We start from the raw sequence: 14075 nt of genomic DNA, 5'->3' as shown, positions 1-14075 counted from the left end.
CGCGAGACGAAGATCAGACGCCATGTTGCTGCATCCACATCTCGAGGACGGCGACCTGCCACAGCTCCGAACCACGCAAAGGGGTGATATGGCCTGTCGGGTCGTTGAACAGCCGATCCAGGTAGGCCCTGTCGAACAGCCCGCGGTCGCGCGCCGCCTGATTGGTCAGGGTCTCACGCACCATGTCGAGATAGGGACCCTGGATGTATTTGAGCGCGGGCACCGGGAAGTAGCCCTTCTTGCGATCGATCACCTCTGATGGGACGACAAGGCGCGCCGCCGCCTTGAGCACGCCTTTGCCGCCCTGGGCCAGCTTGTGTTCCGGCGGGATACGTCCGGCCAGTTCGACCAGTTCATGGTCCAGGAAGGGCACGCGCGCCTCCAGTCCCCAGGCCATGGTCATGTTATCAACCCGCTTCACCGGATCATCGACCAGCATCACCTGGCTATCCAGCCGCAGCGCCTTGTCGACAGAGGTCTCCGCCCCGGGTTGCGCGAAATGCGCCTCGACCAGAGCCCGGCTGACATCGACATCCGTCATATAGGCGCCGTTCAACTGGGTTTTCAGGGTTTCGTGGCTGCGGTCGAAGAAGGCGCCGCCGTAGGCCTCGACAGGGTCGGCGGCCCCGACCATCGGAGGATACCAATGGTAGCCGCCGAACACCTCGTCGGCCCCTTGCCCGGACTGGACGACCTTGATGTGTTTCGAGACTTCCTGGCTCAGCAGGTAGAAGCCGACATTGTCATAGCTGACCATCGGCTCGGACATGGCGCCGATCGTGCCGGGCAGAGCCTCCATCAGCCGCTGGTGCGGCACGAAGATCTGATGATGCTTCGTCCCATAGTGTCTGGCGATCAGGTCGGAATAGACGAACTCGTCTCCCTTCTCGCCGTTGGCCTCCTCGAAGCCGACCGAAAAGGTCATCAGGTCCTTCTGACCCAGTTCGGCCAACAGGCCGACGATCAGGCTGGAATCCACTCCACCCGACAGCAGCACGCCGACGGGCACATCGGCGACCATGCGGCGCTTCACCGCTATGCGCAGGCCGTCCAGCACCTGATCGCGCCAGTCCTCGGCGGTCAGGGCGGCGTCCCCGGCGTGGCGCGTCATGTCCGGGCGCCAGTAGACCCGTTCGCGCGACGCGCCGTCCGGCTCGATCACCCGTATCGTCGCCGGCGGAAACTTCTTCACCCCCTTCAGGATGGTGTGCGGCGGCGGCACCACCGCATGAAAGGTCATATAATGCTGCAGACCCACCGGGTCGATTGTCCTGTCGACGTCGCCCGCCGCCAGAAGCGCCGGGAGGGTCGAAGCGAAACGCAGCCGCCTGCCTCGTTCGGCCAGATACAGCGGCTTGATGCCGAAACGGTCGCGCGCGATCACGATCCGACCGCTGTCGCGTTCGTGCAGGACGAAGGCGAACATCCCCTTGAACCGCTCGACGCAGGCCTCGCCCCAGGCCTTCCAGGCCTTGATGATCACCTCCGTGTCGCCGTGCGAGAAGAAGCGGAAACCCAGGCCCTGAAGCTCCTCGCGCAATTCCGGATAGTTGTAGATGCAGCCGTTGAAGGCCAGAGTGACGCCCAGATCGGCGTCCACCATCGGTTGCTGCGCCTTCTCCGACAGGTCGATGATCATGAGGCGCCGATGTCCCAATCCCACTGGCCCACGCATCACTATGCCGGATCCGTCCGGTCCCCGGGGCGAGAGGGCGTCCGTCATCCGCTGTACCGCGCCGGCGTCGGCGGGGCGCCCGTCGAAGTTGATCTCGCCGCTAAGACCGCACATGGGTCCTCCTTGAAGTGTGGATGCAGCGCGTACAAATGGTTAGTTCACGAATGAGTTCAACCCAATGAGCGAAATTCCCCTGGCGTCAGCCGCCGACGCCACGGCGTCATTGGTGCGCTCGGTCCGCCGCATCGCCCAGGCGATCGACGTTCGCTCGCGCGAGATCGCCCGGTTGACAGGCCTGACGCTGCCGCAGCTTCTGGTGCTGCAATCCATCCGTCGTCTCGGCGAGGTCAGCACCCGCGCCATTTCCCAGGACGTCTCCATGTCGCCGCCGACCGTGGTGGCGGTGCTCGACCGACTGGAGGCGCGCGGCCTCATCGTCCGGTACAGATCGACCACGGATCGTCGCATCGTCCACGCGCGCCTGACCGAGCCGGGGCACCAGGCCCTGGCCGAGGCGCCGGACCTACTTCATTCGGATGTGCTGGCGAGGCTCGCGCTGCTGTCGCCGAACAAGCGACGCCAGATCGCCGGCGCCGTCGCCGCCCTCGCCGATCTCATGGCGCCTTCCGACTTGGGTACGGAAGCACATCGAAACGCCTAAACAGATCGACGCGGCGTTTCCCTCATCAGGCCTTCCCGGCGCCCGCGACAGCGGCGTCGCCTATGCCCGAACGCATGCTCAAGGCTAGGCCAGGTCCAACGGGATACGCCCAGCCGCAACAGCAGCTTGCTCCAGGCCCTTTTCCCGCAAGCGCTCCATCCGGTTGATCTGCCGGCGAACGCTCTCCCTTCGGCGAGCAGCTGCTCCGGGGGCGCAGCGTTCTTCCGCGCCTCGCCGATAGATGGCGATGTCACGGATGGTCCCTGCGAAACATGATCTGATCGAGCACGAGAAACAGACCCGCCGCCAGGGCCGCCCAGGCCCGAGCCCGATCAGGACCAGGCCTGCGAAGCCCTGCATTAAATGCGCGCCTCTCATCGCGGCGTTTCCCTTGCAGGCGCCCCGCCCCCCTGGCCGTCGTCCTGAAAATAAGGCGCGGCCTCCGGAAGCAGACCCTTGTCGACGGGCGCTTCCGAAAGGGGCTTCGACCAGGACAGCCAAACCAGGCCGAACCCCACAGCCGTCAAGGCGAGGCCCGCCGCGAGGATGATCGTAATGCGCCTCCCGCCGCGACCCTGGCGGGCGTACTGCGCTTCAATCGGACGCTGCTCGTGAACAGCGGTGGCGGATTTTTCATGTGGGCTTGGCGGCATGGTCAGACTCCTGATGCTCAGCCGCTCCACAATCATTCGTACGAACTGAGGTTGCCCTAAGGACGCCTTCAGACAAGCGGAACCCGGCGCCGACGGCTCCTAAAGCCTGCGGCTTAACCCATGTGAACGTGAGCTCTTCGGCGGCATGCCATGCTCCCGACGTGGAGGAATTCCCATGTCGCGTTTGTCTTCGTTCTCGCCTAGCCGTGCCTTCATCACCGCCCCCGCCCGCGAACTGGGGGTCGCCGACCATCCGGTCTTTCAAGCGCTGCCGCTTGAAGCTCGAAAGCGAATAGAGGCGACAGGCCGTCTGCAACGGACTCAGAGCTTCGGCCGGGCACTCGCCGAGCACGAACTGCATTTCGTCTTGAACGGCGCGGTGGGCCTGTTCCCGGGGGCCGGCGACATCTGCGTTTCGCTCGTACCCGCCGGGGCGGTTCAAGGATGGGACCGCGCCCTATGGCCGACCTCCCCCGGTCCAGTGGCCGTCCCCCTGGTGGAAACCCTGCTGTTCAGCACCCCCGCGGCCTCGATCCTCGACACGCTCGGTCGGGATTGGCTGACACGACTGGTCATGCTGCAGGCGCAGCAGCGTCTGCGTGGACTGGAGGCCGAGGCCTGCTGCAACGCCTCCCATGCGGTCCTGGATCGGCTCGCCAAATGGATTGTACGACTGCACGAGGGATCCGCCGGCGCGCCGCTGCATATCACACAGGCCCAGTTCGGCCAGATGTTGGGCGTCCAGCGCACCAGCGTCAATGTCGCAGCGGCCCGGCTCCAGGCTCTGGGTCTGGTTCGTTTCGGCAGAGGGCGGGTCCGCATCCTGGATTTGGAAGGCCTCCGGGCCGCCTCTTGCTGCGTCGCCCCCGCTGCGAGCCTCGCCGACCGGGCCGCGCCTGTGCGCGCTCCTGAAAGCAAGAGCTTCATTCAGGCGCCGGAGTCGCCCCTCAGGAGAATTGCCTGACGGGAAGGAGCGGCTCCCGCTCGGGAGCCGCAACGACTACGAGCCGCTGGCGTTGGCCTGTATTCGCAAGAGGACGCCATGCTCCACCTTCCTCCCACGCGTCGGCTCGAACTCAAGCTCGCCAGACGCGACTGTCTGACCGCTCAGGAATCCGCAGCCTTGGCCGGACTCGTGGAAGAGCCGGTGCTCAAACCGGCCGGCGCGCAGCTCGTCGGCCCAGGCGAACGGCCGGAGATCAGCACCCTTCTCCTTTCCGGCTTCGCCGCCCGGTACAGCGAGCTGGCCGACGGACGGCGCCAGTACACCCAGGTCAACTGCCCCGGCGATTTCGTCGACTTGCACAGCCTCGTCATGCGGCAGACGGATCATGGCGTCCTGGGTCTTTCACCCTGCGTCGTGTCGGCCGTTCCACATGACCGACTGAGGCGCATCACCGAGGATCGTCGACGACGGCGTCTTCGACCTGCCGATCCGACAGCAGGATCTGGCGGATTTTCTGGGCATGTCCGCGGTGCATCTCAACCGCACCTTGCAGATTTTGCGCGACACGGGCTGGATTAGCTGGAAAGGCGCCCAGGTTCGCGTCATCGATCGCCAACGCCTCATCGAGGCGGCCGAGTTCGACGACGCCTACCTTCGCCTTGACTGTTCTCCGGTCTGACCGCCGCAATGTCGTCCTCCGCACGCAGGCAACGCCCTCGCCGCGTGCGCGCTGGCCTTAAGGATCAAGAAAAGGAACAGCGCTCATGCGGCGAAACAAGGCGGCCTGGATCATCACAGGCGTATTCATTCTTATCGTAGTGCTTGCCGTATTCCTGACGCCGCGCGGGCGCGACATGAACGCGGCGCCCGGGACGCTCGTCGATCAACCGGACCCAGCCGCCCAATCAGGGAGCTAGTCGGCCGTGTCGCGCGCAGCCGCCGCAGGCCTTCGCGCGTCCAGGTCGAAGCCGTCGCCATGAGCCAGCACATGCATGCGGATGTCGAACAGCGACAGGGCGTCGTCAGCCTGGCCTTCCACAATATTGGAATGAGTGGCGGCTTCGCCGTCGACCACATAGACTGCTCCGGCGCCCAAAACAGTCATCCGGCGTCCTTCGACCACGAGGGCGGTGTCCTCGTCTACGCCAAGGCCCAGCAGTCTCGGATTATGCGCCACGGCGCCGAGCAGACGTCCATAACGCCCACGCTCGGCGAAATGCTGGTCGATGATGGCGTCCCGCAGCAATCCCAGTCCCGGCGCCATATGCAGCTCGCCGATGCGATAGGATTCTTCGGCCGTCCCCTTCACAAGCATGGTCTCGCTCATGACGGAGGCGCCGGCCGAGGTGCCGGCGATCAGGCCGCCCCTCTCATACAGACGCCGGACGCTCCGTTCGATCGGAGTGTCTCCAATCTGGCTGGATAAGCGGAGCTGGTCGCCGCCGGTGAAGAAGACTCCCGCGGCGTTCTCGAAGGGGGAAAGCTTGTCGGCGTCGCAGCCCTCGCGCGCCAGAGCCAGGGCGATGGCGCGTCCTATGCCGCGCGCGCCGCCGGTGACCAATGCCACCCGGCCTTGGAATCGCGGCGGCGCGCCGGGAGGCGGGGCGGGCGCGGGATCGTGAGCATTCATGGAGACGGCCTCCCTTACCGCCTCCCTGCAATCGCGGTCCCCGGACGCCATTCCGGAGCGTCTGGATTCAGACTTTCATCCGGGCTCCCTCAGTGCAGCTTGAGCCGCCCGGACACGCGGCGCATCAGCAGGCGGGACAGGGCCAGAAGCGCTGTACGCCGCAGGCCGATCACCGCGCGATAGTGGTCAAGGTGAAGACCCATATAGGCCTGACGCGCCAGCCAGCCCTCGATCAGGAAGTTCGGCCCGACCAGACCGCCCATCAGCGATCCCACGCCGCCTTCGCTGCCCAGGGACACCAGGGAGCCGCGGTCGCGATAGACATAGGGCCCCGGATCGCCCGCCTTGAGCAGGGCGCGAGCCAGATATCTGGCTTGCTGGGCCGCCGCCTGAGCGCGTGCCGGGACGAAGCCGGCGCCATGCGGAGTCTGGGCGCAGTCTCCCATGGCGTAGACGTCCGGGGCGGACGTCCTCAGACGATCGTCCGTCAAGAACTGATTGAGACGCCCGGTCTCAAGTCCGAAATCGCGATTGCGGGGCGACGCCAGAACGCCCGCCGCCCAGACGGTCAGGTCCGATCGAATCCAGCCCCGGCTGGTCTGCAGTCCGTCCGCCGCAACCTGCTCAACCCTGGCGTCCACGGCGAGGGTCACGCCCCGGCGCTCCAGTTCCTGCGCCGCCTTGGCGGCCACGGTTTCGGGCAGACCGCCGAGGATGCGCGGCCCCGCCTCGACCACTGTCACCCCCAGATCGAACTTCTGATGGGCCCCCAGACCGGCTGAAAGGGCCCGGTGGCCTTCGATCAACTCGGTCGACAGCTCGACCCCCGTGGCGCCCGCTCCGACGATGGCGATGTCCACCCTTTGGCCGGGCGCATAGGCCGAGGCCAGGAAGGCGCCGGTCAGGCGCCGGTTGAAGGCTTCGGCGTCCGCCACGTCCTCCAGCAGGTGGGCGTGCTCGGCGGCCCCCGGCGTATTGAACAGATTGGAGCCGCTGCCCATCGCCAGCACCAACCGGTCATAGGCCAGCGTTCGCGGCGGAATCAGAACCCCGCCGTCGTCGTCCCGCACTTCGGCCAGACTCAGCCTCTTTTCAGCGGCGTTCAGTCCCTCTAGGTCTCCGAAGGCGAAACTGAAGTGATTGCGCCGGGCCAGCAGCGGATACGCCAGGCCTTCCTGATGCGAGATCCAGCGAGCCGGCCGCGACCTCGTGCAGGGAGGGCTTCCACAGGTGAAAGATGGTCCGGTCGATCAGCAGCACGCGTCGCGGACCTTCATTGCGGCCCAACGCGCGCCCCAGCCGGGCGGCGAGCTCCAGGCCGCCCGCGCCTCCGCCGACGATGATGATTTCGTGGCGCATGTTTTCTCCTCGCGTGGCAAAGGCCGAACCCGAGCCTCAATGCGGATATGGATACGGCCGACGCCTGACGCGCCGGCCGCTCCGCGAATGCGACGGTGTTTCGCATCGTCCGTCCGCAACCCCGCCTCCCCTTCCTGATGTGAAACGACCGCCCCCTAGCCCGGCGGAACGGATGGGACCGGCCGAGTTCGCCCCGCGCCTGGGCCGGCCCCGAGGTCCGCGCCGGTCAACGGATCGGATTCGGGATCGGAACGCGTGCGAGCGGCGAATGTCTCCACCGCCTTTTCTTCGTCGGCCGAAAGCGCCACCTCGGCGCGGCCGTCCCCGCCGTCGACGGCCATTTGAGCTTCGCGCTCGTCGACGGTGTCCCACTGCTCGCCCGTGTTCCACGGTCCGGATGCGTCGCCCTCGCCCTGGGACATGTTGTAGTATTTGTCCGCGAAGTCCGGATGGCCCGGCAGCTTGCCCGGCGGGAAGTTGGCGGGGATGGCGTAGAGGGCCTTCTCGAACGACTTCTGGTGGGCGACCTCACGCGTCATCAGAAAGGTCAGGGCGTCCTTGATTCCCGGGTCGTCGGTGACGTTGATCAGTCGCTCATAGACGATCTTGGCCCGCGACTCCGCCGCGATGTTGGAGCGTAGGTCGCAGGCCGGATCCCCGATCGAGTCCACATAGGCCGCCGTCCAGGGCACGCCCGCCGAATTGATCAGGGCCGCGCCGCCTCCATAGAGGATGGACGTAGTGTGGCTTTCGCCCCCCGACGTCATGCTGGCGTAGAGGTCGGCCTCCTCCTCCGCCGCCTCGGCCAGGCGCCCCTTGGCGCCGCGGTTCAGCATGGCGACGATCGAACCGATGATCTCGAGGTGGCTGAGCTCCTCGGTCGCGATGTCCATCAGCATGTCGCGGCGGGCGACGTCCTCGTCCGCCAGACCCTGCGTAAAGTAGCGCATCGCCGCCGCCAATTCGCCCTGTGGCCCGCCGAACTGCTCCAGCATCAGGGTCGCCAGGGCCGGATTGGGTTCTGAAACCCGCACCGTGTACATCAGCTTCTTGTTGTGCATGAACATCTCGCGTCTCCTTGCGACAGCGATCAGCGGCTGGGGTTCTCGCCCGCGCGCTTCAGCATCAGGAATTTCTCGGTGAGGGCCGGCAGGCTCTGGTCCACCCAGGCCGCCATGCGCGCTTCTTCATCCAGCGAGGCGTTCAGCGGATCCAACGCGACAGAGTAGCCACCGTGCTCGGCCAGGACGATCAGTCCCTTGTAGGCCGCGACCTCATAGTTCTCGAAGGCGAAGTTGGCGAAGGCGTTCTTGAGAATTTCGTCCTCGGCGAAGGTGTGGCCCAGGGCTGCCATGTTGCCGCTCATGGACATCGCGGCGTCCTTCAGACCTGACGGACTCTCGTCAAGGCCCGAGAGAATCTGCTCAAGCCGTGAAATCTGCTGCTCGGTTTCAAGCCGGTGCGCCTTCAGCTTCTCCGCCACCTCCATGAAATTTCTGGCGCGTTCGATCTGCCGATCCATCAGGGCCAGGGCCTGATGCTCCACGGCATGGGCGTTCTTCAGGCCAGTCACGAACACGTCGCGCCAGACGTCGTTGTTGATCATGTCGATCTCCTTCGGTTTGCGGGTCTCTGGCAAACCGGCGGAGCGGATGAGGGGTCCGGCTGTCGGATACCCGTCACTTCATCGATCTCCGCAACGAACCCGCTGTCGGTCCATTGGCTCTTCACGCACCGGAGCCAGACATGACCGATCGTCCGATTTCGACTGACGCCGATGTGGATTCCTCGGCCTTCCGCGACAGCGACCTTCACGAAGGGCGCCACGCGGCCGACAGCTTGCGCGCCATGCTGATCCGACGGCCCCGATCGGCCCTCTACAACTATTGGCGCGATCTTTTGAACCTGCCCGTCTTCTCGGAGACGGTGAAGTCTGTCGAAGTTCTGGACGCGACGCATTCCCGATGGGTCGTCGAAGGACCGGGCGGAAAGGACGTCGCGCTGACCTCCGTGGTCACAGAGGACCTGGCGGACCGTCGCATCGCCTGGACCTCGACCCAGGGCTCCGACGTCGACCATGAGGGTTGGATCGAGTTCCGGGACCATCCTTTCGGGCGCGGCACGGAGGTCCGGCTCTTCATCAGCTACGATCCGCCCGGCGGGGTCGTGGGCAAGGCGATCGCCAAGGTCATGCAGCGCGAGCCGCGCCTGCAGGCGCGGCGCGAACTGCGGCGCTTCAAGCAGCTCATGGAGACGGGCGAGATTTCGACCTCAAGGGCGCCGGATGCAGCGCCGCGCGGCTCCCGCCGCCTCTGATCGCAGCAGAAAGGATCGCCCATGCGCGCGCTCACCTGGCACGGCAAGCATAACGTCCAGATGGACACGGTTCCCGACCCGGAGATCATCAACCCTCGCGACGCCATCATCAGGATTACGGCCACGGCCATCTGCGGCTCGGATCTGCATCTGTACGACAGCTACATCCCCGGAATGTCGAACGGCGACATCCTCGGCCATGAATTCATGGGCGAAGTCGTGGACGTCGGGCGCGGAAACACCAGCCTGAAGAAGGGGGACCGGGTCGTGGTGCCCTTCGTCATCGCCTGCGGCCAATGTTTCTTCTGCCAGAAATCCCTTCCCGCCGCCTGCGACAATCCCAATCCGGCGGATAAGGCCGACGCATCGGAGATCGCCTTCGGCCAGGTGATGACCGGCGCCTTCGGCTATTCGCACCTGACCGGCGGCTACGCCGGAGGACAGGCCGAGTACGCGCGGGTGCCCTATTCCGACTACGGGCCGATCAAGATCCCGGACGGCGTCGAGGACGAGAAGGTGCTCTTTCTGTCCGACATCTTCCCCACGGGCTGGATGGCCGCCGAGAACTGCCAGATCGAGCGCGGCGACACCGTCGCCGTCTGGGGCTGCGGGCCGGTGGGTCTGTTCGCGATCAAATGCGCCTTCCTTCAGGGCGCGGGCCGCGTCATCGCCATCGATCACCATCCCAACCGCCTGGCCCTGGCCAGGGCCAACGGCGCCGAGGTCCTCAACTACCACGAGGTCAGGGTCCGCGAGGCGCTCCAGGAAATGACGGCGGGCCTCGGGCCCGACAGCTGCATCGACGCCGTGGGCATGGAAAGCCACGGCTTCTCGCCCGACAACATCGTCGACGCCGTAAAGACCTCGACCCGCATGGGGACAGACCGCGCCCACGTGTTGCGCGAAACCATCATGGCGGTGCGCAAGGGCGGCACGGTGTCGGTGCCCGGCGTCTACGGCGGCTTCGCGGACAAGGTGCCGGTCGGCGCCTTCATGCAGAAAGGCCTGACCCTCAAAACCGGCCAGACACATGTGCAGCGCTACCTCCCCGCCCTGCTCGAGATGATCCTGGACGGCCGCATCGACACCACTGATCTGATCAGCCACCGCCTGCCGCTCGAGCAGGCCCCCGAGGCCTACCGCAACTTCAAAGAGAACCAGAACGAATGGACGAAGGTGGTGCTTCATCCGGAATGAAGCTGCAGGAGGCGCTGCGACGCCGGGCTTTTCCGCCGCTTCGTCAGATTCTGGAGCTGGCCGCGCCTTTCTCGTGAGAGCCGCAGCGGGGCCACGGGGCGATCAGCCGCATCGTTCATCAGCAAGTCTGTGCGGCGAGATCCAGCATAGGTTATTGCAAGGTCTGCACGCGTCCTTAGGCAGGGCGCTCTCGCTCCTCGTCCAGGGTTCACAACTTGATGAAATCGTCACGTCGTCCGTCTGCGGGCTCGAAGATGGAGGCCTGGGCGGTTCTGGGGTTGGCCCTGGTTCTTTCCTTCTTCCTCGCCACCGGGCTTGTCGCCTGGAGGAATGTCGAAGTTCTGCGCGCCAACAACCAGCAGATCATCCATACGCACGAGGTGATCCTCGCGGTTGATGAACTGTTGTCCGCCGCTCAGGACGCCGAGACGGGCCAGCGCGGCTATCTGCTGACGGGCAACGTCTCCTATCTGCAGCCCTACGAGACGGCGACCCGGGATCTCAACCGACGGCTGGGCGATATCGCGGAGCTCACCCGCGACAACCCTGTCCAACAAGGTCACCTGAATCAGCTGCGCGCTCGCCTCGACGCCAAACTGGCCGAGCTGGACGCGGCCCTACAGGCGCGCCGCGCCGAGGGCATGCAGGCCGCGCTGGCGCGGATGGCCACGGATCAGGGCAAGCAGGAGATGGACGCGATCCGGGCCCAGGTCGCCCTCATGCGTCAGGAAGAGCAGAGCGTGCGTCAGCAGCGACTGACGGAAATGAACGCCGCCTATCGCACGGCGCTGATCAGCGGCGTGCTTTCGGGCGTGCTCGGTGCTGTCCTGACGATCACGGTCTTCATGCTGGTCCGTCGCAGCGCCAGGGCGCGCGCGCGCCAGGAATGGCTGCATGAAGGCCAGGTGGGCCTCGGCGTCGCCATGATGGGCGATCAGTCGCTGGAACAGCTGGGAGACAGCATTCTCGCCTATCTGGGACGGTACGCCGGCGTCCAGGCGGCCGCCCTGTTCAAAGGCGAAGGCGGCCTTTATCGACGCATCGCCGCGCTCGGCGTCCCGTCGGACGCGCCCGTCGCTGAACGCTTCGGCCCGCGCGAGGGGCTGCTCGGGCAGGTGGCGGCGGACGGTCAGATTCTGACCCTGTCCGACGTGCCTGAGGGCTATCTGACGATCGGTTCGGCCCTCGGCCGCGACAAGCCGAGGCACCTGGTGATCGCCCCCGCCCGGGCGGACGGCGCGGTCAATGCGGTTCTGGAACTCGGCTTTCTGCACACGCCGGACGAACGGCTTATGGCCCTGCTTGAAGAAACCGGGCCCGCCATCGGCACAGCCTTGCGCTCGGCCCGCTACCGCGCCCAGCTGCAGAACATGCTGGAGGAAACCCAGCGCCAGGCCGAGGAGCTCCAGGTCCAGAGCGAGGAGTTGCGCGTCTCCAACGAAGAGTTGGAGGAACAGGGTCGGGCGCTGAAGGAATCCCAGACGCGACTGGAGCAGCAGCAGGCGGAGCTGGAGCAGACCAACAGCCAACTGGAGGAGCAGGCCCAGTTGCTGGAAACCCAGCGCGACGATCTGGAGCGCGGCGCCTCGGCGCTGACGCTGAAGGCGCGCGAACTCGAACAGGCCAGCCAGTATAAGTCCGACTTCCTGGCCAATATGTCCCATGAGCTGCGGACCCCGCTCAACTCCCTGCTGATCCTGTCCAAACTTCTGGCCGACAACCCAGAGGGAACGCTGTCGGAGGAACAGGTCAACTACGCCCGCACGATTCAGTCGTCCGGCAATGATCTCCTGGCCTTGATCAACGACATCCTCGACCTGTCCAAGATCGAGGCAGGCCACATTCAGGCGCGTCCCGAGGCGGTGTCGATGCAACGGTTGACGGAGGACGTCCGGCAACTCTTCCAGCCGGTGGCGGACGATCGCGGTCTGGCCTTCGAGATCGAACTGGACGCTGGAGCCGATCTGATGGAGACGGATCGCCAGCGGCTGGAGCAGATTCTCAAGAACCTGCTGTCGAACGCCTTCAAGTTTACGGAAATCGGGGGTGTGAAACTGGGCATATCGGCCCAGCCCGGGGACAGGATCGCCTTCGCCGTGTCGGATACCGGCATCGGCATATCCCCCGAGCAGCAGACGGGGATTTTCGAGGCCTTCCAGCAGGCCGACGGAACCATCAGCCGCAGATACGGCGGCACGGGCCTGGGCCTGTCGATCTCGCGCGAACTGGCGCGCCTGCTCGGCGGGCGGATCACCCTGGAAAGCCGAGTGGGCGAAGGGAGCGTCTTCACTCTGACCCTTCCGCGCGCCTATGACGCTGCGCAGGTCCCTCCGCGCGAGACGCCTGCCCCTGCCCCGCATGTTTCACCCCCGTCGGAACCGCCTCCCGAGCGGCGTCAATCAATGTCTGCGAGCATCGAGGACGACCGCGATCATCTGGCCGGAACGCGCCGCCTGCTGCTGGTTGTCGAGGACGACGACCGCTTCGCCGCCATCGTCCGCGACCTGTCCCGCGAGCTGGGCTTCCAGTGCATCGTGGCGGGCACGGCCCAGGAGGCTCTCAAGCTGGCCAAGCGCCATCGTCCCAGCGCGGTCGTGCTGGACGTGGGCCTGCCCGATCAGTCGGGCCTGACCGTTCTCGACGTGCTGAAGCGCGACGATGACACCCGCCACATCCCCATCCACGTCGTCTCGGCCGAGGATCACAGCCAGACCGCCCTGTCGCTGGGCGCCATCGGCTATCTGGTCAAGCCGGTGAAGCGCGAGGATCTCGCCGAGGTTCTGCGCACTCTCGAGGACACGCTGACCCGCACCGTACGTCGCGTGCTCATCGTGGAGGACGATCTGGTCCAGCGCGACGCGGTGAGCCGCCTGCTGGCCTCCGGCGACGTAGAAACCGTAGGCGTGGGCACCGCCGCCGAATGCCTGGAGCAACTCAGAACCCAGACCTTCGACTGCATGGTGCTTGATCTCACCCTGCCTGACGCGTCGGGCTTCTCCCTGCTGGAGACCCTCAGCCGCGAGGGCGGCCATGGCTTCCCGCCCGTGATCGTCTATACGGGGCGCGATCTGTCGCCCGATCACGAGCAGCAGCTGCGCCGCTATTCGAGCTCCATCATCATCAAGGGCGCCAAGTCGCCGGAGCGGCTGCTCGACGAGGTCTCCCTCTTCCTCCACCAGGTGGTGTCCGAGCTTCCGCCCGAGCAGCAGAAGATGATCCGCAAGGCGCGCAATCGCGACGCCGTGCTGGAAGGGCGCCGGATTCTGATCGTCGAGGACGACGTCCGCAACGTCTACTCCCTGACCAATGTCCTTGAACCGCGCGGCGCCCTGGTGGAGATCGCCCGCAACGGCAAGGAAGCGCTCGAGGCGCTGGAGCAGGCCTCGACCGATCCTTCGAAGGCTGTCGACCTTGTGCTGATGGACGTGATGATGCCGGTCATGGACGGCCTGACGGCGACGCGTGAAATGAGAAAGGATCCGCGCTGGACGACTCTGCCGGTGCTGATGCTGACCGCCAAGGCCATGCCGGACGACCAGGAGCGCTGCATGGCGGCCGGGGCGAACGACTACATGGCCAAGCCGCTGGACGTGGACAAGCTGCTGTCCCTGGTCCGCGTCTGGATGCCCCGCTGAGTC

At 65.8% G+C, this 14075-nt stretch carries 13 protein-coding genes; 7 read left to right on the top strand and 6 right to left on the bottom strand.

Going from position 1 to position 14075, the window contains the following annotated elements:
* Positions 1 to 13: 13 nt before the first annotated feature.
* Positions 14 to 1789: an N-acetylglutaminylglutamine amidotransferase gene (locus AC52GN_RS06575; protein ID WP_496528559.1), complete on the bottom strand. Its 1776-nt coding sequence runs from the start codon at positions 1787 to 1789 to the stop codon at positions 14 to 16.
* A 64-nt stretch (positions 1790 to 1853) separates the two neighbouring features.
* Here AC52GN_RS06575 and AC52GN_RS06570 point away from each other — a divergent pair, with 64 nt between their 5' ends.
* From AC52GN_RS06570 to AC52GN_RS06555, 4 genes are all read left to right on the top strand, one after another.
* Entirely contained in the window at positions 1854 to 2336 is a 483-nt protein-coding gene (locus AC52GN_RS06570; protein WP_496528558.1) for a MarR family winged helix-turn-helix transcriptional regulator, read from the top strand.
* Positions 2337 to 3164: 828 nt separating this feature from the next.
* Complete coding sequence (locus AC52GN_RS06565) at positions 3165 to 3953, top strand: Crp/Fnr family transcriptional regulator (protein WP_269298506.1); 789 nt, start codon at positions 3165 to 3167, stop codon at positions 3951 to 3953.
* A 78-nt stretch (positions 3954 to 4031) separates the two neighbouring features.
* A complete protein-coding gene (locus AC52GN_RS06560) occupies positions 4032 to 4514 on the top strand; it encodes a cyclic nucleotide-binding domain-containing protein (RefSeq protein WP_331283367.1) in 483 nt (160 codons plus the stop codon).
* Positions 4456 to 4614: a hypothetical protein gene (locus AC52GN_RS06555; protein WP_269298502.1), complete on the top strand. Its 159-nt coding sequence runs from the start codon at positions 4456 to 4458 to the stop codon at positions 4612 to 4614. The genes AC52GN_RS06560 and AC52GN_RS06555 overlap by 59 nt, the downstream gene beginning before the upstream one ends.
* Before the next feature lie 234 nt (positions 4615 to 4848).
* Here the strand turns inward: AC52GN_RS06555 and AC52GN_RS06550 are convergent, their stop codons facing one another.
* From AC52GN_RS06550 to AC52GN_RS06530, 5 genes are all read right to left on the bottom strand, one after another.
* On the bottom strand, positions 4849 to 5565 hold the full coding sequence (locus AC52GN_RS06550) for a cyanophycinase (RefSeq protein ID WP_496528557.1): 717 nt from the start codon (positions 5563 to 5565) through the stop codon (positions 4849 to 4851).
* Positions 5566 to 5654: 89 nt separating this feature from the next.
* On the bottom strand, positions 5655 to 6635 hold the full coding sequence (locus AC52GN_RS06545; RefSeq protein ID WP_496528556.1) for an NAD(P)/FAD-dependent oxidoreductase: 981 nt from the start codon (positions 6633 to 6635) through the stop codon (positions 5655 to 5657).
* 22 nt (positions 6636 to 6657) lie between these two features.
* A complete protein-coding gene (locus AC52GN_RS06540; RefSeq protein WP_496528555.1) occupies positions 6658 to 6924 on the bottom strand; it encodes a hypothetical protein in 267 nt (88 codons plus the stop codon).
* Positions 6925 to 7079: 155 nt separating this feature from the next.
* The gene (locus AC52GN_RS06535) at positions 7080 to 7991 is read right to left on the bottom strand and encodes a manganese catalase family protein (protein ID WP_253107989.1); all 912 of its coding nucleotides are present in this window, start codon (positions 7989 to 7991) and stop codon (positions 7080 to 7082) included.
* A 23-nt stretch (positions 7992 to 8014) separates the two neighbouring features.
* Entirely contained in the window at positions 8015 to 8530 is a 516-nt protein-coding gene (locus tag AC52GN_RS06530; protein ID WP_496528554.1) for a ferritin-like domain-containing protein, read from the bottom strand.
* A gap of 140 nt (positions 8531 to 8670) precedes the next feature.
* Between AC52GN_RS06530 and AC52GN_RS06525 the strand changes: the two genes are divergently transcribed.
* From AC52GN_RS06525 to AC52GN_RS06515, 3 genes are all read left to right on the top strand, one after another.
* Positions 8671 to 9240 (top strand): SRPBCC family protein, encoded by a 570-nt coding sequence (locus AC52GN_RS06525; protein ID WP_269298494.1) that lies wholly within the window; start codon positions 8671 to 8673, stop codon positions 9238 to 9240.
* Positions 9241 to 9261: 21 nt separating this feature from the next.
* Entirely contained in the window at positions 9262 to 10437 is a 1176-nt protein-coding gene (locus tag AC52GN_RS06520) for a zinc-dependent alcohol dehydrogenase (protein ID WP_496528553.1), read from the top strand.
* Between the two features lie 254 nt (positions 10438 to 10691).
* Positions 10692 to 14072 (top strand): response regulator, encoded by a 3381-nt coding sequence (locus AC52GN_RS06515; RefSeq protein ID WP_338578619.1) that lies wholly within the window; start codon positions 10692 to 10694, stop codon positions 14070 to 14072.
* Positions 14073 to 14075: the final 3 nt, after the last annotated feature.

This window comes from Brevundimonas sp. SS2672 (assembly GCF_059579685.1).
The sequence above is the reverse complement of the archived record's forward strand: the minus strand, read 5'-3'. Positions and strand labels throughout refer to the sequence as shown.

Coding starts and splice junctions, on each gene's coding strand:
- AC52GN_RS06575 (WP_496528559.1), bottom strand. CDS start 1,789: ATGTGCGGTCTTAGCGGCGAGATCAACTTCGACGGGCGCCCCGCCGAC.
- AC52GN_RS06570 (WP_496528558.1), top strand. CDS start 1,854: ATGAGCGAAATTCCCCTGGCGTCAGCCGCCGACGCCACGGCGTCATTG.
- AC52GN_RS06565 (WP_269298506.1), top strand. CDS start 3,165: ATGTCGCGTTTGTCTTCGTTCTCGCCTAGCCGTGCCTTCATCACCGCC.
- AC52GN_RS06560 (WP_331283367.1), top strand. CDS start 4,032: ATGCTCCACCTTCCTCCCACGCGTCGGCTCGAACTCAAGCTCGCCAGA.
- AC52GN_RS06555 (WP_269298502.1), top strand. CDS start 4,456: ATGTCCGCGGTGCATCTCAACCGCACCTTGCAGATTTTGCGCGACACG.
- AC52GN_RS06550 (WP_496528557.1), bottom strand. CDS start 5,565: ATGAATGCTCACGATCCCGCGCCCGCCCCGCCTCCCGGCGCGCCGCCG.
- AC52GN_RS06540 (WP_496528555.1), bottom strand. CDS start 6,924: ATGCGCCACGAAATCATCATCGTCGGCGGAGGCGCGGGCGGCCTGGAG.
- AC52GN_RS06535 (WP_253107989.1), bottom strand. CDS start 7,991: ATGTTCATGCACAACAAGAAGCTGATGTACACGGTGCGGGTTTCAGAA.
- AC52GN_RS06530 (WP_496528554.1), bottom strand. CDS start 8,530: ATGATCAACAACGACGTCTGGCGCGACGTGTTCGTGACTGGCCTGAAG.
- AC52GN_RS06525 (WP_269298494.1), top strand. CDS start 8,671: ATGACCGATCGTCCGATTTCGACTGACGCCGATGTGGATTCCTCGGCC.
- AC52GN_RS06520 (WP_496528553.1), top strand. CDS start 9,262: ATGCGCGCGCTCACCTGGCACGGCAAGCATAACGTCCAGATGGACACG.
- AC52GN_RS06515 (WP_338578619.1), top strand. CDS start 10,692: ATGGAGGCCTGGGCGGTTCTGGGGTTGGCCCTGGTTCTTTCCTTCTTC.